Genomic DNA, 24,592 nt, shown 5'->3' with positions numbered 1-24,592 from the left:
CGACCGCCATCCTCACCGGTGCACCGGTACCCGGATCATCGCTCGTGGACGATCTGCGGTCACTGGGCTTCGACGTACAGATCGCCGCCGATGTGACCGAGGCCGCACGGCTGCTCTCGGCCGTCCCCGCCGACCGCCGTGTCGCACTGGTCGACCCCCGTTTCGTCGGCCATGTCCATGCCCTCCGGCTCGGGCTGACCGACCCGCGCTTCCCCGCCGCCACCGTGCCCGGTGCGCTCACCGCGCAGCCGGAGGCGCGCCCCGCGCTCGTCCGTGCCCTGAGCACCACCGCCGCGGCCGTCGGCGCGGGCGTCCCGACCGGCCCGGGCGCGACCACGACGACGGTCACCGACCGCACCGCGCCGGGCCGCCTCGCCTTCACCATGGACGCCGAAGGCACTGCTGTGCAGCGCCCCGAGCTCGGCTCGCTGGTGGCCGCCGTCCCGGTCGACGAGTCCGCGCGCACCACCGCGCAGAGCGCCGTCGCCGCGGTCGACGACGAGGCGGTACGGCTGCGCAGCGCCGTGAAGGCCCACGACGGCTTCTTCACCACGTTCTTCATCAGCCCGTACTCCCGCTACATCGCCCGCTGGTGCGCCCGCCGCGGCCTCACCCCGAACCAGGTCACCACCGCGTCCCTGCTCACCGCGCTGATCGCGGCGGGCAGCGCGGCGACCGGCACCCGCGGCGGCTACATCGCCGCCGGACTGCTGCTGCTCTTCTCCTTCGTCCTGGACTGCACCGACGGGCAGCTCGCCCGCTACTCGCTGCAGTACTCGACGATGGGTGCCTGGCTGGACGCCACCTTCGACCGGGCCAAGGAGTACGCGTACTACGCGGGCCTCGCGCTCGGCGCCGCCCGCGGCGGTGACGACGTATGGGCACTGGCTCTCGGCGCGATGGTGCTCCAGGCCTGCCGCCATGTCATCGACTTCTCGTTCAACGAAGCGAACCATGACGCGGTGGCCAATTCGAGCCCCACGGCAGCCCTCTCCGACAGACTCGACAGCGTCGGCTGGACAGTCTGGCTGCGCCGAATGATAGTGCTGCCTATTGGCGAGCGCTGGGCGATGATCGCGGTACTGACAGCGGTGACCACGCCCCGGATCGTCTTCTACGCCCTGCTCATCGGCTGCGCCTTCGCGGCCTGCTACACCACAGCAGGCCGCCTGCTGCGCTCGCTGACCCGCAAGGCGGAGCGCACCGACCGCGCCGCCCGGGCACTCGCCGACCTGGCCGACTCCGGTCCCATTGCCCAGATCGTGGCGGTACGGGGTCCCCGGATCGGGGGCGCCTGGAGCGCACCGGTGATCGCGCTCGTCGGCGCGGGGGCACTGATCGCCGCCGCTCTGCAGCAGCCGTTCGGCAGCAAGCAGATGATCTTCGCCGCGGTGTTCTATGCGATCTGCTCGGGCGTAGCCGTGGCCCGCCCCCTCAAGGGCGCCCTCGACTGGCTCGTACCCCCGATATTCAGGGCGGCGGAGTACTGCACCGTCCTCGTTCTCGCCGCCCGCAGCGATGTCCCGGGAGCCCTTCCCGCAGCCTTCGGGCTGGTCTCGGCCGTCGCCTACCATCACTACGACACCGTGTACCGCATTCGCGGCGGTACCGGCGCGCCGCCCCAATGGCTGGTACGCACGATCGGTGGGCACGAGGGCCGCACCCTGGTGGTGGCCGTACTCGCCGCCGTACTCACTCAGCATTCAGCGTTCACCGTGGCACTCACCGCTCTCGCGGTGGCTGTGGCACTGGTGGTGCTCGTGGAGTCCATCCGCTTCTGGGTGTCCTCCGGAGCACCCGCCGTACACGACGAAGGAGAACCCGCATGATCGGCCTCGTACTGGCAGCCGGTGCAGGACGGCGTCTGCGCCCCTACACCGACACGCTTCCGAAGGCTCTCGTGCCTGTGGGCCCTGAACGGGACGGCGCTGCGAAGACGGTCCTGGACCTGACGCTGGCCAACTTCGCGGAGATCGGCCTCACCGAGGTCGCCGTCGTCGTCGGCTACCGCAAGGAAGCCGTGTACGACCGCAAGGCCGACCTTGAGGCGAAGTACGGCGTGACCCTCACCCTGATCGACAACGACAAGGCCGAGGAGTGGAACAACGCCTACTCCCTGTGGTGCGCCCGTGACGTCCTGACGCGCGGCGTCATCCTGGCCAACGGCGACACCGTCCACCCGGTCTCCGTCGAGAAGACCCTGCTCGCCGCCCGCGGTAACGGCCAGAAGATCATCCTCGCCCTCGACACGGTGAAGCACCTCGCCGACGAGGAGATGAAGGTCATCACCGAGGGCGGCAAGGGTGTGCGACGCATCACCAAGCTGATGGACCCGGCCACCGCGACCGGCGAGTACATCGGCGTCACCCTCATCGAGCCGGAGGCCGCCGCGGAGCTCGCCGACGCCCTGAAGGCGACGTATCTGCGCGACCCCGACCTCTACTACGAGGACGGCTACCAGGAGCTCGTGAACCGCGGCTTCACCATCGACGTGGCCCCCATCGGCGAAGTGACGTGGGTGGAGATCGACAACCACGACGACCTCGCGAAGGGCCGTGAGATCGCGTGCCAGTACTGACCCGGCTCATCCCGTCCCCGGTCGTCGTCGACATCCGCCGCGGCGCCCTGGACGATCTGGCCGGTCTCCTCGCCGACCAGCGGATCTCCGCCTCCGGCAAGCTCGCCGTCGCGATCAGCGACGGTTCGGGGCGCGCCCTGCGCGAGCGGCTGGCCCCCGCGCTGCCCGGCGCCCACTGGTACCCGGTCACCGACGGCACCCTCGACTCGGCCGTCAAGCTCGCCGACGACATCAAGGGCAACCGGTACGACGCCGTGGTCGGCCTCGGCGGCGGCAAGATCGTCGACGTGGCGAAGTACGCCGCGGCGCGCGTCGGCCTGCCCCTGGTCGCGGTGGCGACGAACCTCGCCCACGACGGTCTCTGCTCGCCGGTCGCGACACTGGACAACGACAACGGCCGGGGCTCCTACGGAGTACCCACCCCGATCGCCGTCGTCATCGACCTCGACATCGTCCGCGAGGCACCGGCCCGCTTCGTGCGCTCCGGCATCGGCGACGCGGTCTCCAACATCTCCTGCGTGGCCGACTGGGAACTCGCCCACGAGGTCAACGGCGAGGAGATCGACGGACTCGCCGCGGCCATGGCCCGGCAGGCCGGCGAGGCGGTGCTGCGCCACCCCGGCGGGATCGGCGACGACGCCTTCCTCAAGGTGCTGGCCGAGGGCCTCGTGCTGACCGGCATCTCGATGTCGGTCGCCGGGGACTCCCGGCCGGCCTCGGGCGCCTGCCACGAGATCAACCACGCCTTCGATCTGCTGTACCCCAAGCGTGCGGCGAGCCACGGAGAGCAGGTCGGCCTCGGCGCCTGCTTCGCCATGCATCTGCGCGGTGCGCGCGAGGACTCGCTGCTCATGGCGGTCACCCTGCGCCGCCACGGACTGCCCGTCCTGCCCGAAGACATCGGTTTCACCGCCGACGAGTTCGTCCAGGCCGTCGACTACGCCCCGCAGACCCGCCCGGGACGCTTCACGATCCTGGAACACCTCAACCTGTCCACCGACCAGATCAGGGACGCGTACGACGACTATGCAAAAGCCATCCATAGCTGAACTCCGTCCGGTCGTGCACCCTCCCGGCGTGAAGGACCGGCGCAGCGGCGAGCACTGGGCGGGTCGTCTCTACATGCGCGAGATCTCCCTGCGCGTGGACCGGCATCTGGTGAACACCAAGGTCACTCCCAACCAGCTGACCTACCTGATGACCGTCGCGGGCGTGCTCTCGGCGCCCGCCCTGCTCGTTCCGGGCATTCCCGGGGCGCTGCTCGGCGTCCTGATGGTCCAGCTCTACCTGCTGCTCGATTGCGTCGACGGCGAGGTGGCCCGCTGGAAGAAGCAGTTCTCGCTGGGCGGGGTCTACCTGGACCGGGTCGGTGCGTATCTGTGCGACGCCGCCGTACTCGTCGGCTTCGGCCTGCGCGCCGCCGACCTGTGGGGCTCCGGACGGATCGACTGGCTGTGGGCCTTCCTGGGCACGCTCGCGGCACTCGGCGCCATCCTGATCAAGGCCGAGACCGACCTCGTCGGCGTCGCACGCCACCAAGGCGGTCTGCCGCCGGTCAAGGAGGCAGCCTCCGAGCCGCGCTCGTCCGGCATGGCGCTCGCCCGCCGGGCCGCTGCCGCGCTCAAGTTCCACCGGCTGATCCTCGGCGTCGAGGCGTCACTGGTCATCCTGGTGGCCGCGATCCTCGATGTGGTCCACGGCGATCTGTTCTTCAGTCGCCTCGGCATCGCGATCCTGGCCGGCATCGCCATCGTCCAGACCCTCCTGCACCTCGTGTCGATCCTGGCGTCGAGCAGGCTGAAGTGAGTACCCCCATGAAGCTCGGCGCGGTCATCATCACGATGGGCAACCGTCCCGAGGAACTGCGCGCCCTCCTCGATTCGGTCGCCAAGCAGGACGGCGACCGGATCGAAGTGGTGGTCGTCGGCAACGGCGCCCCCGTACCGGACGTCCCCGCGGGTGTACGCACCGTCGAGCTGCCCGAGAACCTCGGCATCCCGGGCGGTCGCAACGTCGGGATCGACGCATTCGGCCCGTCCGGCGCCGATGTGGACGCTCTGCTCTTCCTCGACGACGACGGACTGCTGCCGCTCACCGACACCGCGGAGCTGTGCCGGCAGGCGTTCGAGGCCGATCCCGAGCTGGGCATCATCAGCTTCCGTATCGCCGACCCCGACACCGGCGTCACCCAGCGCCGCCACGTGCCGCGGCTGCGTGCCGCCGATCCGATGCGCTCCTCGCGCGTGACGACCTTCCTCGGTGGCGCCAACGCCGTACGCAGCAAGGTCATCGCCGAGGTCGGGCCGCTGCCCGGCGAGTTCTTCTACGCGCATGAGGAGACCGATCTCGCCTGGCGGGCACTGGACGCCGGCTGGATGATCGACTACCGCGCGGACATGGTTCTGAACCACCCGACGACCGCCCCGTCGCGGCACGCGGTGTACCACCGCATGGTGGCCCGCAACCGGGTCTGGCTGGCCCGGCGCAATCTGCCCGCGCCGCTGGTCCCCGTCTACCTCGGCGTGTGGCTGCTGCTGACCCTGCTGCGCAAGCCCTCCGGCCCGGCCCTCAAGGCATGGTTCGGCGGCTTCCGGGAAGGCTGGTCCACGCCGTGCGGAACCCGCCGTCCGATGAGGTGGCGCACGGTATGGCGGCTGACCAGGCTCGGCCGACCTCCTGTGATCTGAGAGGCTCTCCTCTGAGAGCATGAGTTGTACGTTTTCTCCACGGGACCTGCCCGCTCCGAGCCGCGCCCGCGACTGGCTGCGCATCTTGAATACGAGAGTTTCATCTGGTGAGTGACACAACCCATGATGGTGCGGTCGCACTGAGCACCCCACCATCCGCCGACGACGGCCTGAGCGCGGCCGAGATGGCCACCAAGTACGGCCTGACGGTGAGCGGCGCCCGGCCAGGGCTCTTCGAGTACATCCGGCAGCTCTGGGGCCGCCGCCACTTCATCATGGCGTTCTCCAGGGCGAAGCTGACCGCCCAGTACAGTCAGGCGAAGCTCGGCCAGCTGTGGCAGGTGGCCACACCGCTGCTCAACGCCCTGGTCTATTACCTGATCTTCGGGCTCATTCTGGGCACCAGGAAGGGAATGACCCAGGAGGTCTTCATCCCGTTCCTGGTGACCGGCGTCTTTGTCTTCACCTTCACCCAAAGTTCGGTGATGGCGGGTGTGCGGGCCATCTCCGGCAACCTCGGACTGGTCCGCGCGCTGCACTTCCCGCGCGCCTCGCTGCCCATCTCGTTCTCGCTGCAGCAGCTCCAGCAGCTGCTGTTCTCGATGATCGTGCTCGCGGTCGTGGCCGTCGCCTTCGGCAGCTATCCGGGTCCCTCCTGGCTGCTGATCATCCCGGCGCTGATGATGCAGTTCCTCTTCAACACCGGCCTGGCGATGATCATGGCCAGGCTCGGCAGCAAGACCCCCGACCTCGCCCAGCTGATGCCGTTCGTCATGCGGACCTGGATGTACGCGTCGGGCGTCATGTTCTCGATCCCGGTGATGCTCAAGGACAAGCCGGACTGGATCGCCAACGTGCTCCAGTACAACCCGGCGGCCATCTACATGGACCTGATCCGCTTCGCACTGATCGACGGCTACGGCTCGGAGAACCTGCCGTCGCACGTCTGGGTCGTGGCGCTCGGCTGGGCGGTCCTCGTCGGCGTCGTGGGCTTTGTGTACTTCTGGAAGGCAGAGGAACGGTACGGCCGTGGCTGACGACAACACTTCGGGGCGCGTCCCCACCGTCATCGCCGACGATGTGCACATCGTGTACCGGGTCAATGGCGCGGCCGGAGGCAAGGGCAGCGCCACTGCGGCGCTGAGCCGGATATTGCGCCGCGGCAAGGGCGAGTCGCGCGGTGTGCGGAAGGTGCACGCCGTCCGCGGCGTCTCCTTCACCGCCTACCGCGGCGAGGCCATCGGCCTCATCGGGACCAACGGCTCCGGCAAGTCGACCCTGCTGCGGGCCATCGCCGGTCTGCTGCCGACCGAGCACGGCAAGGTGTACACGGACGGCCAGCCGTCGCTGCTCGGCGTGAACGCGGCGTTGATGAGCGATCTGACCGGCGAGCGCAACGTGGTGCTCGGCGGTCTCGCGATGGGTATGTCGCGCGAGGAGATCCGCGAGCGCTACCAGGGCATCGTCGACTTCTCCGGCATCAACGAGAAGGGCGACTTCATCACCCTTCCGATGCGGACGTACTCCTCCGGCATGGCCGCCCGGCTGCGCTTCTCCATCGCCGCCGCGAAGAACCACGACGTCCTCATGATCGACGAGGCGCTGGCAACCGGTGACCGCAAGTTCCAGATCCGCTCCGAGAAGCGCATCAGGGAACTCCGCAAGGAAGCGGGCACCGTCTTCCTGGTCAGCCACAGCAACAAGTCCATCAGGGACACCTGCGACCGGGTGCTGTGGCTGGAAAAGGGCGAGCTGCTGATGGACGGACCGACGGACGAGGTCCTCAAGGCGTACGAGCGCGAGACCGGGAAATAGCTGCTCCCGGGTCCCGTGACACCGAGTCGGCCTCCTCCGGAACTCTCCGGCGGAGGCCGACTCGGTGTCCGGATCGTGGACTCCCAGCGGCGCCCACCACCCCCGGCGGTAAGCCCTGCACGAGATCTCCTCCCGTCGGATGACGTCAATTTCCTTGCGCATGGGGAAGGTTGGCGGGGCAGGACGCGTTGTTCTTCTGCGCGTAGCACCCCGACGTATCGATGAGCGTTGTACAACGTAAGCTGTGGTGGTGCTGATTCGTTGCAAGTGGGGCGATAGTGCCTGGCCATACGGCCTGGCGGCGTGCTCCGCACTCGGTAGAGCGGGCGGCGTGTCCGGAATGGGATGTTTTAGGTCAGCAGTGTAGAACGGGAGATGTGACGGCTATGACGGAAAATCTCCAGCTCCGAGGTGCTCACGCCGTCCCAGCGCCGGGCGGTCGGTGGTGACCCGTACCCAGCAGGCGCGCCCCGATGCCGCCGTGCCCAGCACCCTCGACAAGGCCGCGGACGAGAATTTTCCCGTAGCCCCCTTCTTTCTGCCGCGCGCCTGGCGCGACGACCTGATGGCCGTCTACGGCTACGCCCGTCTCGTCGACGACATCGGCGACGGCGATCTCGCCCCCGGCGGCGCGGACGCCCGTCATCTCGGGCTCGACCCGGCGCAGACCGAGGACCGGCTGGCCATGCTCGATGCCTTCGAGGCCGATCTGTACCGGGTCTTCGACACCGCGGGCGACGGCCCGCGCCACCCCCTGCTGCGTGCCCTGCGCCCCACTGTGCGGCGCTGCGCGCTCACTCCCGATCCCTTCCTCGGCCTCATCGAGGCGAACCGGCAGGACCAGAAGGTCCGCCGCTACGGGACGTACGAGGACCTCGTCTCCTACTGCGAGCTCTCCGCCAATCCCGTGGGCCGACTTGTCCTGCAGATCACCGGAACCGCCAGCCCCGAACGCATCCGCCGCTCCGACGCCGTCTGTACGGCCCTGCAGATCGTCGAGCACCTCCAGGACGTCACCGAGGACCTCGGCCGCGACCGGATCTATCTGCCCGCGGACGACATGGCCCGGTTCCATGTCCGCGAAACCGATCTGGCCACCCTGTCGGGGGGCGCATCGGTGCGTTCACTGGTTGCGTACGAAGCAGAACGCGCTCGGGAACTGCTGAATGAAGGCACCCCCCTGGTGGGTAGCGTCCACGGCAGGCTCAAGCTGCTTCTCGCCGGATTCGTGGGAGGGGGGCGTGCCGCCCTCACCGCGATCGCGGCCGCCGGGTTCGACGTACTGCCCGGACCGCCCAAGCCCACCAAGCCCAGCCTGCTGCGCGAAGTGGGAGTTGTCTTGCGAAGAGCGCGTAGAGAGGGGTGAGCCGGACCGTGGAGGGACAGACGACGTATATGTCGGCACCGGTACAGGCCGCATACAGTTACTGCGAGGCGGTCACCGGACAGCAGGCGCGTAACTTCGCGTATGGCATCAGGCTGCTGCCGGCCGAGAAGCGACAGGCCATGTCGGCTCTGTACGCCTTCTCCCGTCGTGTCGACGACATCGGTGACGGCGAGCTGGAGCCGGAGACCAAGCGGACCCGCCTGGAGGGCACCCGCACGCTGCTGGACCGGATCCGCGACGGCGTGATCGACGAGGACGACACCGACCCGGTGGCCGTCGCGCTCGCCGACGCCGCGCGCAGATTCCCGCTCCCGCTCGGCGGGCTCGACGAACTCATCGACGGCGTGCTGATGGATGTGCGCGGTGCGACGTATGAGACCTGGGACGATCTCAAGGTCTACTGCCGCTGTGTCGCGGGAGCCATCGGCCGCCTCAGCCTGGGTGTCTTCGGTACGGAACCGGGCGCTCCCGGCGCCGACCGGGCCGCGGAGTACGCCGACACGCTCGGCCTCGCGCTCCAGCTGACCAACATCCTGCGCGACGTACGCGAGGACGCGGGCAACGGGCGTACGTACCTGCCCGCCGACGACCTCGCCAAGTTCGGCTGCTCGGCCGGCTTCCACCGGGCCACCCCGCCGCCCGGCGCCGACTTCGCGGGCCTGGTCCACTTCGAGGTACGGCGCGCCCGCGCCCTGTTCGCCGAGGGATACCGGCTGCTGCCGATGCTGGACCGGCGCAGCGGCGCCTGTGTCGCGGCCATGGCGGGCATCTACCGGCGGCTGCTCGACCGGATCGAGCGCGACCCCGAGGCGGTGCTGCGCGGCCGGGTCTCGCTGCCCGGCCACGAGAAGGCGTATGTCGCGGTGCGCGGACTGTCGGGCCTCGATGCGCGATACATCTCCCGCCGCACGGCCAGGGGGCGTGTCTGATGCGCCGTACGGACATCTCGCGCAACACGTGCGTCACGGTGAGTCGCTTCGATCAGTGGTCAACCCTCTGGTGTACTGACGCGTCCCTGACTGAAGTGAACCGGCGAAAGGAGGACGCATGACGGACGACGCCCCGCGTTCCCCCCGCGCGGTCGTGATCGGCGGAGGACTCGCCGGCATCACCGCGGCCCTGCGTCTTGCCGACGCCGGGCTTGACGTGACCCTGCTCGAAGGGCGGCCCAGGCTCGGCGGACTCGCCTTCTCCTTCCGGCGCGGCGAACTGACGGTCGACAACGGACAGCATGTCTATCTGCGCTGCTGCACCGCCTACCGCTGGTTCCTCGACCGCGTCGATGGGACGCGGCTGGCACCACTGCAAAACCGTTTGGACGTGCCTGTTCTCGATGTCGGGCGCCCCTCCGGCCCCCGGCTGGGACGGCTGCGCCGCAACGCACTGCCGGTGCCGTTCCACCTCGCCGCCGGACTCGTCGGCTATCCGCATCTCTCGCTCGCCGAGCGGGCGAGCGTCGGACGCGCCGCACTGGCGCTGGGCCGACTGGACCCGGACGACCCCGCGCTCGACGCCATCGACTTCGGCAGCTGGCTCGCCCGTCACGGGCAGTCACCACGCACCATCGAGGCCCTCTGGGACCTGGTAGGCGTCGCCACACTCAACGCCACCGCGCCGAACTCTTCGCTGGCCCTTGCCGCGAAGGTCTTCAAGACCGGACTCCTCTCCGAACCCGGCGCCGCGGACATCGGCTGGGCGAGCGTGCCGCTCGGCGAGGTGCACGACACACTGGCCCGCAAGGCCCTCGACTCCGCCGGGGTACGCACCGAGCTGCGTGCGAAGGTGTCCTCCATCACCCGCACGGAGGACGGCTGCTGGATCGTCGAGACCGGCAGTGAACGGATCGAGGCGGACACCGTCGTCCTCGCCGTCCCGCAGCGCGAGACCCACGACCTGCTGCCCGAGGGCGCACTCGACGAGCCGGAGCGGCTGCTCGACATCGGCACATCGCCGATCCTCAATGTGCATGTGGTCTACGACCGCAAGGTGCTGCGCCGCCCGTTCTTCGCCGCGCTCGGCTCCCCGGTCCAGTGGGTCTTCGACCGCACGGATGCCTCGGGTCTCACCGGACCCGGCCAGTACCTCGCGGTGTCCCAGTCCGCCGCCGACGAGGAGATCGACCTCCCCGTCGCCGAGCTGCGAAAGCGCTACCTGCCCGAGCTGGAGCGGCTCCTTCCGGCCGCCCGTGGGGCCGGGATCAGGGATTTCTTCGTCACCCGGGAGCGCACGGCGACCTTCGCCCCCGCCCCCGGCGTCGGCCGACTGCGGCCCGGGGCCCGCACCCGTACCCCCGGCCTCAGTCTGGCCGGAGCTTGGACGGCCACCGGCTGGCCCGCGACGATGGAGGGTGCCGTCCGCAGCGGGTTCAGCGCAGCGGACGCCGCGCTCCGGACGCTCGGCCGCACCCATGAACGTCCGCTGCAGGAGGCGGCATGAGCAGTACCACCGGAACAAGAGGAGAGTCAGTGACCCCGGCGAATCCGGCTTTCGACACCGTGGCCGACACCACGGACGTCACCGCGCTTCTGGAGCGCGGACGGGCCCTTTCCACGCCGGTGCTCCGGGCCGCCGTTGACCGGCTCGCACCACCCATGGACACCGTCGCCGCTTACCACTTCGGCTGGATCGACGCCCAGGGACGGCGCTCCGACGGCGACGGCGGCAAGGCCGTGCGCCCGGCGCTCGCCCTGCTGTCCGCGGAGGCGGCCGGCGCCGCCGCCGAGGCCGGCATCCCTGGCGCCGTGGCCGTCGAACTCGTGCACAACTTCTCGCTGCTGCACGACGACCTGATGGACGGCGACGAACAGCGCCGCCACCGCGACACCGTCTGGAAGGTGCACGGCCCCGCCCAGGCGATCCTGGTCGGCGACGCGCTCTTCGCGCTCGCCAACGAGATCCTGCTGGAGCTCGGCACCGTCGAGGCGGGCCGCGCGGCCCGTCGGCTGACCGTCGCCACCCGCAAGCTCATCGACGGGCAGGCCCAGGACATCTCCTACGAGCACCGCGAGCGAGTCACCGTCGAGGAGTGCCTGGAGATGGAGGGCAACAAGACCGGCGCCCTGCTCGCCTGCGCCTGCTCCATCGGTGCGGTTCTCGGCGGCGCCGACGACCGGACCGCCGACACCCTGGAGGCATACGGCTACCACCTCGGCCTCGCCTTCCAGGCTGTCGACGATCTGCTCGGCATCTGGGGCGACCCCGAGTCCACCGGCAAGCAGACCTGGAGCGATCTGCGCCAGCGCAAGAAGTCCCTGCCGGTCGTCGCCGCGCTCGCAGCGGGCGGACCGGCCTCGGAGCGCCTCGGCGAACTGCTCGCCGCCGACGCCAAGAGCAGTGATTTCGACAGCTTCTCCGAAGAGGAGTTCGCCGCCCGTGCGGCGCTCATCGAGGAGGCGGGCGGCCGCGAATGGACCGCCCAGGAGGCCCGTCGACAGCATGCGGTCGCCATCGAGGCACTGCACCGGGTCGACATGCCGCAAACCGTGCGGGCGCAGCTCACAGCGCTCGCGGACTTCGTCGTCGTACGAAAGAGATGATGACCATCTGCTCCATATGACTCGCAGTCGCCGGCCGGTGCCCGTCCCGGGCACCGGCCGACGGAGACCCCAGCACAGCAGAGGAACAACTGCACGAAGGGGAAGCCATGACAGCGACGACCGACGGAAGCACCGGGGCTGTGAGCCCCCGCGCAGCCTCGGCCAGTAATCCGACCGATACGACCATCGCCGCGGACGACGTACTCGCCGCCGCGCGGCGGGCCGCGGAACGCTCGGTGGAGCATCTCCTCGGCAGGCAGGACGAGCAGGGCTGGTGGAAGGGTGACCTCGCCACCAACGTCACCATGGACGCCGAAGACCTGCTGCTCCGCCAATTCCTCGGCATTCAGGACCAGGCCACCGTTCAGGCGGCCGGCCGTTTCATCCGCGGCGAACAGCGCGGCGACGGCACCTGGGCCACCTTCCACGGCGGCCCAGGCGAACTCTCCACCACCATCGAGGCGTACGTGGCACTGCGGCTGGCCGGAGACCGGCCGGACGAACCGCATATGGCCCGCGCTTCGGGATGGATCAGGGAACAGGGCGGAATCGCGGCGAGCCGCGTCTTCACCCGGATCTGGCTCGCCCTCTTCGGCTGGTGGAAATGGGACGACCTGCCGGAACTCCCGCCCGAGCTGATGTTCTTTCCCAAATGGGTTCCGCTCAACATCTATGACTTCGGCTGCTGGGCCCGCCAGACCATCGTGCCGCTCACCATCGTCTCGGCCAAGCGGCCGGTACGCCCGGCCCCCTTCGCCCTCGACGAGCTGCACACCGACCCACGCGACCCGAACCCGCCCAGGCCCGCCGTTCCGGCGGCGAGCTGGGACAGAGTCTTCCAGCGCCTGGACAAGGCGCTGCACGCGTACCACCGGATCGCACCTCGCAAGCTGCGCCGGACCGCCATGAACGCCGCGGCCCGCTGGATCATCGAACGCCAGGAGAACGACGGCTGCTGGGGAGGCATCCAGCCGCCCGCCGTGTACTCCGTCATCGCCCTGCACCTGCTCGGCTACGACCTGGACCACCCGGTGATGCGGGCCGGACTTGCCTCGCTCGACCGCTTCGCTGTCTGGCGCGAGGACGGCGCCCGGATGATCGAGGCCTGTCAGTCCCCGGTCTGGGACACCTGCCTCGCCACCATCGCCCTCGCCGACGCCGGGGTCAGCCCCGACCACCCGGCGCTCGTGAAGGCCGCGGACTGGATGCTCGGCGAGGAGATCGTGCGGCCCGGCGACTGGTCCGTGCGCCGTCCCCGGCTCAACCCGGGCGGCTGGGCGTTCGAGTTCCACAACGACAACTACCCGGACATCGACGACACCGCGGAGGTGGTTCTCGCGCTGCGCCGGGTCCGTCACCCCGACAAGGCACGCGTCGAGGCCGCCATCAGGCGCGGAGTGCGCTGGAACCTCGGCATGCAGTCCCGCAACGGGGCCTGGGGTGCGTTCGACGCGGACAACACCAGCGCGTTTCCCAACCGGCTGCCCTTCTGCGACTTCGGTGAGGTCATCGACCCGCCGTCCGCCGATGTCACCGGGCACGTGGTCGAGATGCTCGCCGTCGAGGGGCGGTCCGGGCACCCCGCCACCCGGCGCGGTATCGAGTGGCTGCTTGCCGAACAGGACGCGAGCGGCGGCTGGTTCGGCCGCTGGGGCGTCAACTACGTATACGGCACAGGGTCGGTGGTGCCCGCGCTGGTGGCCGCCGGACTGCCCGTCACGCATCCGGCGATCCGCCGCGCGGTCGGCTGGCTGGAGTCCGTACAGAACGGCGACGGCGGCTGGGGCGAGGACCTGCGCTCGTACCAGGAGGACAAGTGGATCGGGCACGGCGCCTCGACCGCCTCCCAGACCGCGTGGGCGCTGCTCGCACTGCTTGCCGCAGGACGGCGGGACAGCAGGGCCGTGCAGCGGGGAGTGTCCTGGCTCAGCGAGACGCAGCAGGTCGACGGATCCTGGGACGAGCCGTACTTCACCGGAACCGGCTTCCCCTGGGACTTCTCCATCAACTACCACCTCTACCGGCAGGTTTTTCCGCTCACCGCACTCGGACGGTACGTGTACGGCGAACCGTTCGCCGACCGCACGGTCACCCGCAAGGGGGCCTGATGGGCGATGGTCCGGGGCCGGCCGGCCCCGCGGTGCCACTGCTGATCGCCTGTGCGCTCGGCATCGAGCAATTCGCCCTGCGCAGCGGCAGAGGCAGGGCCGGTGACGCGCCGGGCCCGGTGACCGTACTCCGTACGGGCATGGGCCCCAAGGCCGCCGAGGCGGCCGTGTCACGGGCGCTCGGTCAGGACCGGGCGCCCGGCACGGCGGTGCTCGCCTCCGGATTCTGCGCCGGGCTGTCACCCGGCATGCACCCCGGGGACCTGGTGGTCGCTGCCGAGACCAGGGAATCCGGGGACTCGACGGTCTGCACCGGCACGGGCCTGCTCGCCGAGGCCCTCGCCGGTGCGGTGCCCGGCCGTACCGTCCACACCGGTCCGCTGACCGGCTCCGCCCATGTCGTACGCGGACATGAGCGGGCCGAGCTGCGGGCCACCGGAGCGATCGCGGTGGACATGGAGTCCGCCGCCACTCTCCGCGCTGCCCTGCGGTCCGGGCCACGCCCGGTTGCCGCCGTACGGGTGGTCGTGGACGCTCCCGAGCATGAGCTCGTCCGCATCGGCACGATACGCGGTGGAATATCGGCTTTCCGTGTTCTCCGTGCCGTCCTACCGGCTTTCTACGAATGGCACCGATCTCTGCTGCTCCCCAGGAGGTGAGCTAGATGGCCATGCCGCTCCGCCAGACCATCAAGGTTGCGACGTACCTCATTGAACAGAAGCTCCGCAAGCGGGACAAGTTCCCGCTCATTGTCGAGCTGGAGCCTTTGTTCGCCTGCAATCTGGCGTGCGAGGGCTGCGGAAAGATCCAGCATCCGGCCGGAGTTCTGAAGCAGCGCATGCCGGTGGCCCAGGCCGTCGGCGCGGTACTGGAATCGGGCGCCCCGATGGTTTCCATCGCGGGTGGCGAACCCCTGATGCACCCGCAGATCGACGAAATCGTGCGGCAGTTGGTGGAAAAGAAGAAGTACGTCTTTCTCTGCACCAATGCGATGCTGCTACGTAAGAAGATCGAGAAATTCACCCCGTCGCCGTTCTTCGCCTTCGCCGTGCACATCGACGGGCTGCGCGAACGGCACGATGAATCGGTCGCCAAGGAAGGCGTGTTCGACGAGGCGGTGGCGGCGATCAAGGAGGCCAAGCGCCGCGGCTTCCGGGTCACCACGAACTCCACCTTCTTCAACACCGACACCCCGCAGACCGTCATCGAGGTCCTGAACTACCTCAATGACGATCTGAAGGTCGACGAGATGATGATCTCGCCCGCCTACGCGTACGAGAAGGCACCCGACCAGGAGCACTTCCTCGGCGTCGAGCAGACCCGAGAACTTTTCAAGAAGTCGTTCGCGGGCGGCAACCGGTCCCGCTGGCGACTGAACCACTCGCCGCTGTTCCTGGACTTCCTGGAAGGCAAGGCGGACTTCCCGTGCACCGCGTGGGCGATCCCGAACTACTCGCTCTTCGGCTGGCAGCGGCCCTGCTATCTGATGAGTGACGGGTACGTTCCGACGTACCGCGAACTCATCGAGGAGACCGACTGGGACAAGTACGGCCGGGGCAAGGACCCGCGCTGCGCCAACTGCATGGCGCACTGCGGATACGAGCCCACCGCCGTCCTCGCCACCATGGGATCGCTGAAGGAATCCCTGCGCGCCATGCGCGAGACCGTCTCCGGGAACGGGTGACGTCATGACCCCTGGAGAACCGGTCGCACTGGGTCTCCCCGAGTTGCCGGCCCGGCCGCTCGCGATGCGCCGCCACTCGCGGCGCATTCAGGTCGGGTCGGTTGCGGTCGGCGGGGATGCGCCGGTGTCGGTGCAGTCGATGACCACGACGCGTACGTCGGACATCGGTGCGACGTTGCAGCAGATCGCGGAGCTGACGGCGTCGGGCTGTCAGATCGTGCGGGTGGCGTGTCCGACGCAGGACGATGCGGACGCGCTGGCGACGATCGCGAAGAAGTCGCAGATCCCGGTGATCGCGGACATTCATTTCCAGCCGAAGTATGTGTTCGCTGCGATTGATGCGGGCTGTGCGGCGGTGCGGGTGAATCCGGGGAACATCAAGCAGTTCGACGACAAGGTGAAGGAGATCGCGCGGGCCGCGAAGGATGCGGGTACGCCGATCCGGATCGGTGTGAATGCCGGTTCGCTGGATGCGCGGCTGCTGAAGAAGTACGGGAAGGCGACTCCGGAGGCGTTGGTGGAGTCGGCGTTGTGGGAGGCGTCGCTCTTCGAGGAGCACGGTTTCCGGGACATCAAGATCTCGGTGAAGCACAACGATCCGGTGGTGATGGTCAATGCGTACCGTCAGCTGGCGGCGCAGTGCGACTATCCGCTGCATCTGGGTGTGACGGAGGCGGGGCCGGCGTTCCAGGGCACGATCAAGTCGGCGGTGGCGTTCGGTGCGCTGCTGAGCGAGGGGATCGGGGACACGATCCGGGTGTCGCTGTCGGCGCCGCCGGCCGAGGAGGTCAAGGTCGGGCTGCAGATTCTGGAGTCGCTGAATCTGAAGCAGCGGCGGCTGGAGATCGTGTCGTGTCCGTCGTGCGGTCGGGCGCAGGTGGATGTGTACAAGCTGGCGGATGAGGTCAGTGCGGGTCTTGAGGGCATGGAGGTGCCCTTGCGGGTGGCCGTGATGGGCTGCGTCGTCAACGGTCCGGGTGAGGCCCGTGAGGCGGACCTGGGTGTCGCTTCCGGGAACGGCAAGGGGCAGATCTTCGTGAAGGGCGAGGTCATCAAGACCGTGCCCGAATCGAAGATCGTCGAGACGCTGGTCGAAGAAGCCCTGAAGGTCGCCGAGGGCATGGACGACGCAGGGACACCGTCGGGGGTTCCCGCCGTCACCGTGAGCTGAAACAGAACCAGAGAGGGGGCCCGAGCGTGACGATTCTGGAGAACATCCGGGGGCCGCACGATCTCAAGGCGCTGAGCGAAGCACAACTCGACGAACTCACCGAGGAAATCAGACAGTTCCTCGTCCGGGCGGTGGCGAGGACCGGCGGTCATCTGGGGCCCAACCTGGGGGTGGTGGAGCTCTCCATCGCCCTGCACCGGGCCTTCGACTCGCCCGTGGACCGCATCCTGTGGGACACCGGGCACCAGAGCTACGTGCACAAACTGCTCACCGGGCGGCAGGACTTCTCCAAGCTGCGCGGCAAGGGGGGCCTTTCCGGCTACCCCTCCCGCGAGGAGTCCGAGCACGACGTCATCGAGAACTCGCATGCCTCGACCGTCCTCGGCTGGGCCGACGGCATCGCCAAGGCCCATCAGGTGCTGGGGCGGAGCGACCATGTCGTGGCCGTCATCGGCGACGGGGCCCTCACCGGCGGGATGGCCTGGGAGGCGCTCAACAACATCGCGGCCGCGAGGGACCGGCCGCTGGTCATCGTGGTCAACGACAACGAACGCTCCTACGGCCCCACGATCGGCGGTCTTGCCAACCACCTCGCCACCCTCCGTACCACCGACGGATACGAACGCTTCCTCGCCTGGGGCAAGGGCGTGCTCCAGCAGACGCCCGTCATCGGACAGCCGTTGTACGAGTCGCTCCACGGCGCGAAGAAGGGGTTCAAGGACGCCTTTGCCCCGCAGGGCATGTTCGAGGACCTCGGGCTCAAGTACGTCGGGCCGATCGACGGTCATGACATCGCGGCCGTCGAATCCGCACTGCACCGGGCGAAACGCTTCCACGGCCCGGTGCTGGTGCACTGCCTCACCGAGAAGGGCCGCGGCTACCCGCCCGCGCTCCGGGACGAGGCCGACCGCTTCCACACCGTGGGCGCGATGGACCCGCTGACCTGCGCACCGCTCGCCCCGTCCGGAGCGCCCTCCTGGACCTCGGTGTTCGGGGACGAGATCGCCGCGATCGGCGCGGAGCGGCCGGATGTCGTGGCCATCACCGCGGCGATGCTGCACCCCGTCGGACTGACGAAGTTCGCCGAGGCGTTCCCCGACCGGGTCTGGGACGTCGGGATCGCCGAGCAGCACGCGGCGGTCTGCGCAGCGGGACTCGCCACCGCCGGACTGCATCCGGTCGTCGCCGTCTACGCCACCTTCCTCAACCGGGCCTTCGACCAACTGCTGATGGATGTCGCGCTGCACAAGTGCGGGGTGACCTTCGTCCTCGACCGGGCCGGAGTCACCGGTCCCGACGGGCCCTCGCACAACGGCATGTGGGACATGTCCATGCTGCAGGTGGTCCCCGGGCTGCGGATCGCCGCCCCGCGCGACGCCGACGAACTGCGCGCCGAGCTCCGCGAGGCCGTCGACATCGACGACGTACCCACCGTGATCCGGTTCCCCAAGGAGTCGGTGGGGGAGCCGATCCCGGCCATCGACCGGATCGGCGGAATGGACGTACTGCACCGGGCGGACGACCCCGATGTGCTGCTCGTGGCCGTCGGTGTGCTCGCCCCGGTCTGTCTGAAGGCCGTAGACCTGCTGGCGGGCGGCGGCATCCGCTGCACCGTCGTCGACCCGCGCTGGGTCAAGCCGGTCGACGAACAGCTGGCCCCGCTCGCCGAACGGCACCGGCTGGTCGCCGTCGTCGAGGACAACAGCCGGGCAGGGGGCGTTGGTTCGGCGGTCGGGCAGGCGTTGCGGGATGCCGGGGTCGACGTACCGCTGCGGACGTTCGGCATCCCCGATCAGTTCCTCGCCCACGGCAAGCGCGCCGAGGTGCTGGCCGACATCGGGCTCACCCCTGTCGAGATCGCGGGGCGCATCAGCGCCGTACTGGCCGCCAAGGAAGCAGCGACAAGGACCGAGGAGAGCGGGGCATGAAGGACGACGGGCCCAAGGGCTTCGACCTGGCACAGCTCCTCGCGGAGCGCGGCGGCGAGCGCTACGAGCTGCACACGAAATACCTCAACCACCAGCTGCCCCGCATGCTGCACACCATCGGCTTCGACAAGGTCTACGAACGGGCCGAGGGTGCGCACTTCTGGGATGCGGACGGCAACGACTACCTCGACATGCTCGCCGGGTTCGGCGTGATGGGCCTCGGCCGGCACCACCCCGTCGTACGCAAGGCCCTGCACGACGTCCTGGACGCCTCGCTCGCCGATCTCACCCGCTTCGACTGCCAACCGCTGCCCGGGCTGCTGGCCGAGAAGCTGCTCACGCACAGCCCGCACCTGGACCGGGTCTTCTTCGGCAACAGCGGTACGGAGGCTGTCGAGACCGCCCTGAAGTTCGCACGGTACGCCACCGGCAGGCCCAGGATTCTCTACTGCACCCACGCATTCCACGGGCTGACGACCGGCTCGCTCTCGGTCAACGGGGAGAGCGGCTTCCGGGACGGCTTCGCACCGCTGCTGCCGGACACCGCCATCGAGCTCGGGGATCTCGACGCACTGCGCAGTGAACTGAAGCGCGGTGATGTGGCGGCACTGGTTGTCGAGCCGATCCAGGGCAAGGGCGTCCACGCCGCGCCGCCCGGCTTCCTGCGGGACGCGCAGGAACTGCTGCACAAGCACAAGGCACTGCTCATTGCCGACGAGGTGCAGACCGGCCTCGGCAGGACCGGCGACTTCTACGCGTACCAGCACGAGGAGGGTGTCGAGCCCGATCTGGTCTGTGTCGCCAAGGCTCTGTCCGGTGGCTATGTGCCGGTCGGGGCGACCCTCGGCAAGGACTGGATCTTCAGACGCGTCTACTCGACGATGGACCGGGTCCTGGTCCACTCCGCGAGCTTCGGCTCCAACGCCCAGGCGATGGCGGCCGGGCTCGCGGTCCTCACGGTGATGGAGGACGAGGAGACCGTCGCGGGTGCGCGCCGCACCGGTGATCTGCTGCGCGAGCGGCTGGCCGCACTGGTCGACCGCTATGAGCTGCTGTACGAGGTGCGCGGGCGCGGGCTGATGATCGGCATCGAGTTCGGCCGGCCGTCGTCACTGAAGCTGCGCAGCCGCTGGACCATGCTGCAGGCGGCCCGCAAGGGCCTCTTCGCGCAGATGGTGGTGGTGCCCCTGCTGCAGAAGCACCGCATCCTCACCCAGGTCTCGGGCGATCATCTGGAAGTGATCAAGCTGATTCCGCCGCTGGTGATCGGGGAGCCGGACGTCGACCGGTTCGTCGCGGCGTTCACCGCGGTGATGGACGACGCTCACAGTGGCGGCGGGCTTATGTGGGACTTCGGCAGGACCCTGGTGAAACAGGCCGTCGCCAACCGCTGACCCCGCGGGCCCGGCAAGGCTTACCTCGTTTGCCTCCTAGGTAAGAAATTTGCCTAGGAGGAAAGTTCCTGGCCCAATGGGTACATGAACACTCCAGACGGAGGGGTGGCCGACGAGCTGCCCGGGGTCGCGCCACGCCTGCGCGATCTGCGCCGCAGCCGTGGTCTCACCCTGGAGACCGCCGCTCAGCGGGCGGGGCTCTCACCCGCCCATCTCTCCCGGCTCGAAACGGGCCGTCGGCAGCCTTCGCTGCCGATGCTCCTCGGTCTTGCCAGGATCTACGGTACGACAGTCTCCGAACTGCTCGGCGAGACGCCCCCGGAACGGGAGGCGATCATCCGCGGCGGGAAGTTCGAGGGGGCCGAGGCCGACGGCTGGATGTACCAGCGGGCCGGCGGTTCAGGCCGGGCGATGCAGGCGCTCCGCGTGCGGGTTCCGTACGGCGTACAGGGCGATCTCGTGCGTGTCCATCCCGGCGAGGAGTGGCTGTATGTGCTCGTCGGTCACCTTCGAGTGACGCTCGGGGACACCGTGCACGATCTCGCTCCCGGTGACAGTGCGCACTTCGACTCGCTCACCCCGCACCGGATCGGGGCCGTCGATCGCGACGGTGCCGAGCTGCTCTTCGTCCACACCCTGCTGCAGAGCCCCGCCGCCGAGCTGTGTCTCGGTGGCGGCATCCACCATCGCTGAGACCGGTCCGTCCGGTCACCAGAGAGGACTGTCATGTCCGATTCAGAGAACTTCGACCCGCTGGGGTCCAAGAAGAACTACGAAGCCCAGGAGCGGAAGTTTCCGCGCGGCGTGGTGATCCGGCTGTTTGCCTATCTCATTGCCGGACACATCTTCGCGGCCTTCCTCTACCTGCTCTTCGCGGTGGCCGGCAAGGGCTGACCACCGCCGCCGAGCGGGTCCGTCTATGCCTCGTCGAGGAGCCGGTCGCGCAGCCGCCCACGGGTCTCGGGGGCGAGTTTCAGCCCCTCGGAGAGATAGCGGTCCGTGCTGCCCCAGGTCTCCTCGATGGTGGCGAAGGCCGCTGCGAGGTAGTCGGCGTGGGCGCCGAAAAGGGGATTGAGCAGTTCCATCACCTCGGCCGACATACCGTCCGCCGAGGTGTCGCTGCGGCGCACCTTGTAGCGGCGGTGGGCGTCGTTCGACTTCAGGTAGTCGGCCTCGATGGCGTCGCGCTCGACACCGACCGCGAGCAGTGACACCGCGATCGACAGACCGGCCCGGTCCTTGCCCGCCGCGCAGTGCATCAATGCGGGAACGCTGTCCTCGGCCAGGGCGTGCAGAACCCGGCTGTGCTCGGCGGTACGGTCCCGGATGATCGCGCGGTACGAGGCGATCATCCGGTTCGCCCCCTTGCCGTCGGCCAGGATCGAGCGCAGCTGGCCGAGGTCCCCGTCGCGGACCATCCGCCAGAACTCGGTGCCGTCGGCGGGGTCGGAAAGCGGGATGCTCACATTCCGTACGCCCGGCAGCTCCACATCCAGGCCGTCGAGCCGGTGGTCGGCCGCATTGCGGAAGTCGAAGACCGTGTGCAGACCGAGACCGCCCAGGAAGGCGGCGTCCTCGGCGGTGGCGTGCGCGAGGTGACCACTGCGGAAGAGTCGTCCGAACCGCACCCGCCGGCCGTCCACGGTGGGCAGTCCGCCCACATCGCGGAAGTTGCGGACACCCGCCAGCTCGGGTTCCGTCGACGGGATCTGCGGCAACTGCTGCGTCACAGTGACTCCTGGAGTGTCTGGCGCCGGCGCGAGTCGCCGACAAGGCCACTCTCGCGACGATACGACATTGATTCCTCAGGCAATCATCTTGGTCATTGCTTGTCGATACTTCCGCGAACCCCGGTACTCCTGCGGCGAATTCGCCCGGTGAATTCCTTGCAAGGCCGTTGCCCACCCACCGGCGATGGTCGATGATGTGCGGAACTGTTGGAATGTGGGGATGCGATGATCGAGACTGGCGACAAGGGCCGGACCTGGCTGCTCACCGGGGCGAGCAGCAGCTACGCACTGCGAATCACCGAGCGGGACGAGCTGGTCCATCTGCACTGGGGGCCGCGGATCCCCCTTGCCGCGGCCGAGGCCCTGGCCGCAGCGCCGGAGCCACCCTTCAGGGGCTTCGAGTCCCAGCTCGACGGCCGCGAGGAGTACCCCGTGGAGGGCGGCCCCCGGTTCGTCCGCCCGGCCCTCTCGGTACGCACCCCTGAGGTCCGCGGCACCGAGTGGGCCTTTGCCGACGCCACGGTCGACGGAGACGAACTCCGTATCGGATTCGCCGACTCCGTGCACCGGCTCGTCCTCACCCTGCACTACCGGATGCGGGACGACTCCGATGTGATCGAGCGCTGGGCCACCGTCGCCCACGCCGGGCCGGACGGTCCGCCGCTGGAACTGCTGCGCGCCGACGCGGCAGCCTGGGCGCTGCCCGCCCGCGACGGCTGGCGGCTGAGCCGGCTGCACGGACGCTGGGCGGCGGAGTCGCAGCTTGCACGGGCGGAGCTGACGTACGGCGAGAGCGTCATCTCCAGCAGGCGCGGCCACACCGGGCACCAGTACCTGCCGTGGGTCGCACTCGACGCCGACGGTGCGGCGACCGAGGAGAGCGGCGAGGTGTACGGCTGTGCGCTCGGCTGGTCCGGGTCGTGGCGGATTTCCGTACAGCAACTCCCCGATGGGCTCGTACAGATCACCGGCGGCGCCGGCTACGACGACTCGGGGCTGCTGCTGCTCGCGCCGGGGGAGTCGTACAGCACCCCCGTCTTCGCCGGTCTGTGGAGTGCGGAGGGGTTCGGCGGGGCGAGCCGGGCCTGGCACGCCTGGCAGCTGGCCCATGTGATCCCGGACGCACAGAGCCTGCGGCCGGTGCTCTACAACTCCTGGGAGGCGACCGGCTTCGACATCTCGCAGGAGCAGCAGCGCGCCCTCGCCGAGCGCGCCGCCGCGATGGGCGCCGAGCTGTTCGTCGTGGACGACGCGTGGTTCGGGCAGCGCACCAGCGACCGGGCCGGGCTCGGCGACTGGACGCCGAATCCGGACCGCTTTCCCGGCGGACTGAAGCCGCTCGCCGACGAAGTGCACGGACTCGGCATGCAGTTCGGTATCTGGGTCGAGCCGGAAATGGTCAATGCCGACAGCGATCTCTATCGCGCGCACCCCGACTGGGTGCAGCATTTCCCCGGGCGGGCGCGGACCGAGTTCCGCAATCAACTGGTGCTCAATCTGGCCCGCACCGATGTGCAGAACTATCTGTGGGAGCAACTGGACACACTGCTCTCCAGTACGCCCGTCGACTATGTGAAATGGGACTTCAACCGCAGCTTCACCGACGCGGGCTGGCCGGGTGAGGAGTATCAGCAGAAGCTCTGGATCGAGCACGTGGACGCCCTGTACGCGCTGATCGACCGGCTCCGGGCCGCGCACCCCTCCGTCGCCTTCGAGTCCTGCTCGGGCGGCGGCGGCAGGATCGACCTGGGGATTCTGTCCCGTACGGACCAGGTGTGGACCTCCGACAACACCGACCCGCTCGACCGCCTCACCATCCAGGAGGGCTTCGGCCAGATCCATCCGGCCCGGGTGATGGCCGCCTGGGTCACCGACAGCCCGAATGTCCAGCTCAACGACAGGGTCAGCTCACTGCGGTTCCGTTTCGTGAGCGCGATGGCCGGTGTGCTCGGGGTCGGTGGGGACCTCACCGAGTGGAGCGAGGAGGAGCTGGCCGAGGCGCGGACCTGGGTGGATCTCTACAAGGAGATCCGGCCGGTGGTGCAGCACGGCGCGCTGTACCGGCTGCGCGCCCCGCGCGGCGGACTCAGTGCGGTCCAGTACGTCCACGGGGACGAGACCGTGGTCCTGATGTGGCTCGAGGCGCAGAGGTACGGGGAGCGGCCCCCGGCCCTGCGGTTGCGCGGGATCGACCCCGCGGCGACGTACACCTGCCTGGACACGGGGGCCGTGCACCACGGTTCGGTACTGCTGCATCAGGGGCTGCACACCGGGCTTCGGGGGGATCTCGATGCGCGGGTGCTGAGGCTGCGACGCGAATGATGGGCATGACATGTCCGTAATCTGTGCATTTAGCTCAATACACCCCGCTTGCGCGGGAGATGGTGGCTCCCTCGTGAGCGGAGTCATATCCGTGACGGTGTGTGCTGGCGAGGCGGTCGGGTATTCCGTGCGCGGCGCGGAAAGCCAAGATCCTTAATCCACGGAGTGTGACCGGAATTCCGCGCCGATTTCCGAGCGCGGATTCCGGTGCGGAATCAGTGGCTTGTTATCGCCGTCCCGACTCGCTTACGG

The 24,592-nt window shown here is 69.0% G+C and carries 21 protein-coding genes; 20 read left to right on the top strand and 1 reads right to left on the bottom strand.

Annotated elements, in window-relative coordinates; genetic code table 11:
- The first annotated feature begins 44 nt into the window (after positions 1-44).
- The 19 genes from OG953_RS06745 (at position 45) to OG953_RS06655 (ending at position 21,182) form a co-directional block, all read left to right on the top strand.
- The gene (locus tag OG953_RS06745; RefSeq protein WP_405683030.1) at positions 45-1,829 is read left to right on the top strand and encodes a DUF5941 domain-containing protein; all 1,785 of its coding nucleotides are present in this window, start codon (positions 45-47) and stop codon (positions 1,827-1,829) included.
- A complete protein-coding gene (locus OG953_RS06740) occupies positions 1,826-2,578 on the top strand; it encodes a sugar phosphate nucleotidyltransferase (RefSeq protein ID WP_405683029.1) in 753 nt (250 codons plus the stop codon). Before OG953_RS06745 ends, OG953_RS06740 begins: the two co-directional genes overlap by 4 nt.
- Positions 2,566-3,627, top strand: a complete 1,062-nt coding sequence (locus tag OG953_RS06735; protein ID WP_405683028.1) for an iron-containing alcohol dehydrogenase family protein — start codon at positions 2,566-2,568, stop codon at positions 3,625-3,627. Before OG953_RS06740 ends, OG953_RS06735 begins: the two co-directional genes overlap by 13 nt.
- Complete coding sequence (locus tag OG953_RS06730; protein WP_405683027.1) at positions 3,605-4,384, top strand: CDP-alcohol phosphatidyltransferase family protein; 780 nt, start codon at positions 3,605-3,607, stop codon at positions 4,382-4,384. Before OG953_RS06735 ends, OG953_RS06730 begins: the two co-directional genes overlap by 23 nt.
- Positions 4,385-4,392: 8 nt before the next feature.
- Positions 4,393-5,265, top strand: coding sequence for a glycosyltransferase family 2 protein (locus tag OG953_RS06725; RefSeq protein ID WP_405691687.1), 873 nt, complete (start codon positions 4,393-4,395; stop codon positions 5,263-5,265).
- Between the two features lie 107 nt (positions 5,266-5,372).
- A complete protein-coding gene (locus OG953_RS06720) occupies positions 5,373-6,302 on the top strand; it encodes an ABC transporter permease (protein WP_405683026.1) in 930 nt (309 codons plus the stop codon).
- Positions 6,295-7,080, top strand: a complete 786-nt coding sequence (locus tag OG953_RS06715; RefSeq protein ID WP_405683025.1) for an ABC transporter ATP-binding protein — start codon at positions 6,295-6,297, stop codon at positions 7,078-7,080. The genes OG953_RS06720 and OG953_RS06715 overlap by 8 nt, the downstream gene beginning before the upstream one ends.
- Positions 7,081-7,525: 445 nt before the next feature.
- Entirely contained in the window at positions 7,526-8,446 is a 921-nt protein-coding gene (hpnC, locus tag OG953_RS06710) for a squalene synthase HpnC (protein ID WP_405683024.1), read from the top strand.
- Positions 8,447-8,475: 29 nt separating this feature from the next.
- Entirely contained in the window at positions 8,476-9,396 is a 921-nt protein-coding gene (hpnD, locus tag OG953_RS06705; protein WP_405683023.1) for a presqualene diphosphate synthase HpnD, read from the top strand.
- Positions 9,397-9,514: 118 nt separating this feature from the next.
- A complete protein-coding gene (gene hpnE / locus OG953_RS06700) occupies positions 9,515-10,903 on the top strand; it encodes a hydroxysqualene dehydroxylase HpnE (RefSeq protein ID WP_405683022.1) in 1,389 nt (462 codons plus the stop codon).
- Positions 10,900-12,003, top strand: a complete 1,104-nt coding sequence (locus OG953_RS06695) for a polyprenyl synthetase family protein (RefSeq protein WP_405683021.1) — start codon at positions 10,900-10,902, stop codon at positions 12,001-12,003. Before hpnE ends, OG953_RS06695 begins: the two co-directional genes overlap by 4 nt.
- A 107-nt stretch (positions 12,004-12,110) precedes the next feature.
- Positions 12,111-14,111 (top strand): squalene--hopene cyclase, encoded by a 2,001-nt coding sequence (gene shc / locus OG953_RS06690; RefSeq protein WP_405683020.1) that lies wholly within the window; start codon positions 12,111-12,113, stop codon positions 14,109-14,111.
- Positions 14,111-14,770, top strand: coding sequence for a 1-hydroxy-2-methyl-2-butenyl 4-diphosphate reductase (locus tag OG953_RS06685; RefSeq protein WP_405683019.1), 660 nt, complete (start codon positions 14,111-14,113; stop codon positions 14,768-14,770). Before shc ends, OG953_RS06685 begins: the two co-directional genes overlap by 1 nt.
- Positions 14,771-14,775: 5 nt before the next feature.
- Positions 14,776-15,795 carry an adenosyl-hopene transferase HpnH gene (gene hpnH / locus OG953_RS06680; RefSeq protein WP_327271580.1) on the top strand — a complete coding sequence of 340 codons (1,020 nt, stop codon included), beginning with the start codon at positions 14,776-14,778 and terminating at the stop codon, positions 15,793-15,795.
- A gap of 4 nt (positions 15,796-15,799) precedes the next feature.
- A complete protein-coding gene (gene ispG / locus OG953_RS06675) occupies positions 15,800-16,966 on the top strand; it encodes a flavodoxin-dependent (E)-4-hydroxy-3-methylbut-2-enyl-diphosphate synthase (RefSeq protein ID WP_405683018.1) in 1,167 nt (388 codons plus the stop codon).
- Between the two features lie 26 nt (positions 16,967-16,992).
- A complete protein-coding gene (gene dxs / locus OG953_RS06670; RefSeq protein ID WP_405683017.1) occupies positions 16,993-18,894 on the top strand; it encodes a 1-deoxy-D-xylulose-5-phosphate synthase in 1,902 nt (633 codons plus the stop codon).
- On the top strand, positions 18,891-20,288 hold the full coding sequence (locus OG953_RS06665) for an aspartate aminotransferase family protein (protein WP_405683016.1): 1,398 nt from the start codon (positions 18,891-18,893) through the stop codon (positions 20,286-20,288). Before dxs ends, OG953_RS06665 begins: the two co-directional genes overlap by 4 nt.
- Positions 20,289-20,372: 84 nt before the next feature.
- Positions 20,373-20,981: a helix-turn-helix domain-containing protein gene (locus OG953_RS06660; protein WP_405683015.1), complete on the top strand. Its 609-nt coding sequence runs from the start codon at positions 20,373-20,375 to the stop codon at positions 20,979-20,981.
- A 33-nt stretch (positions 20,982-21,014) separates the two neighbouring features.
- The gene (locus OG953_RS06655) at positions 21,015-21,182 is read left to right on the top strand and encodes a DUF6126 family protein (protein ID WP_164495316.1); all 168 of its coding nucleotides are present in this window, start codon (positions 21,015-21,017) and stop codon (positions 21,180-21,182) included.
- A 23-nt stretch (positions 21,183-21,205) separates the two neighbouring features.
- Here OG953_RS06655 and OG953_RS06650 read toward each other — a convergent pair whose 3' ends face one another.
- Positions 21,206-22,018, bottom strand: a complete 813-nt coding sequence (locus OG953_RS06650) for a tyrosine-protein phosphatase (protein WP_405683014.1) — start codon at positions 22,016-22,018, stop codon at positions 21,206-21,208.
- Between the two features lie 225 nt (positions 22,019-22,243).
- Here OG953_RS06650 and OG953_RS06645 point away from each other — a divergent pair, with 225 nt between their 5' ends.
- A complete protein-coding gene (locus OG953_RS06645) occupies positions 22,244-24,340 on the top strand; it encodes an alpha-galactosidase (RefSeq protein WP_405683013.1) in 2,097 nt (698 codons plus the stop codon).
- The last annotated feature ends 252 nt before the right edge of the window (positions 24,341-24,592 follow it).

It is taken from the genome of Streptomyces sp. NBC_00057, from assembly GCF_045041165.1.
In the GTDB taxonomy this organism is placed as follows: Bacteria; Actinomycetota; Actinomycetes; order Streptomycetales; family Streptomycetaceae; genus Streptomyces.
The sequence above is the reverse complement of the archived record's forward strand: the minus strand, read 5'-3'. Positions and strand labels throughout refer to the sequence as shown.

Bases quoted from the DNA above. Each gene is read 5' to 3' on its own strand.
- OG953_RS06660 (WP_405683015.1), top strand. From the start codon at position 20,373: ATGAACACTCCAGACGGAGGGGTGGCCGACGAGCTGCCCGGGGTCGCG.
- shc (WP_405683020.1), top strand. From the start codon at position 12,111: ATGACAGCGACGACCGACGGAAGCACCGGGGCTGTGAGCCCCCGCGCA.
- OG953_RS06695 (WP_405683021.1), top strand. From the start codon at position 10,900: ATGAGCAGTACCACCGGAACAAGAGGAGAGTCAGTGACCCCGGCGAAT.
- OG953_RS06665 (WP_405683016.1), top strand. From the start codon at position 18,891: ATGAAGGACGACGGGCCCAAGGGCTTCGACCTGGCACAGCTCCTCGCG.
- OG953_RS06725 (WP_405691687.1), top strand. From the start codon at position 4,393: ATGAAGCTCGGCGCGGTCATCATCACGATGGGCAACCGTCCCGAGGAA.
- OG953_RS06740 (WP_405683029.1), top strand. From the start codon at position 1,826: ATGATCGGCCTCGTACTGGCAGCCGGTGCAGGACGGCGTCTGCGCCCC.
- OG953_RS06645 (WP_405683013.1), top strand. From the start codon at position 22,244: ATGATCGAGACTGGCGACAAGGGCCGGACCTGGCTGCTCACCGGGGCG.
- hpnD (WP_405683023.1), top strand. From the start codon at position 8,476: ATGTCGGCACCGGTACAGGCCGCATACAGTTACTGCGAGGCGGTCACC.
- hpnE (WP_405683022.1), top strand. From the start codon at position 9,515: ATGACGGACGACGCCCCGCGTTCCCCCCGCGCGGTCGTGATCGGCGGA.
- OG953_RS06730 (WP_405683027.1), top strand. From the start codon at position 3,605: ATGCAAAAGCCATCCATAGCTGAACTCCGTCCGGTCGTGCACCCTCCC.
- OG953_RS06685 (WP_405683019.1), top strand. From the start codon at position 14,111: ATGGGCGATGGTCCGGGGCCGGCCGGCCCCGCGGTGCCACTGCTGATC.
- ispG (WP_405683018.1), top strand. From the start codon at position 15,800: ATGACCCCTGGAGAACCGGTCGCACTGGGTCTCCCCGAGTTGCCGGCC.
- OG953_RS06655 (WP_164495316.1), top strand. From the start codon at position 21,015: ATGTCCGATTCAGAGAACTTCGACCCGCTGGGGTCCAAGAAGAACTAC.
- hpnH (WP_327271580.1), top strand. From the start codon at position 14,776: ATGGCCATGCCGCTCCGCCAGACCATCAAGGTTGCGACGTACCTCATT.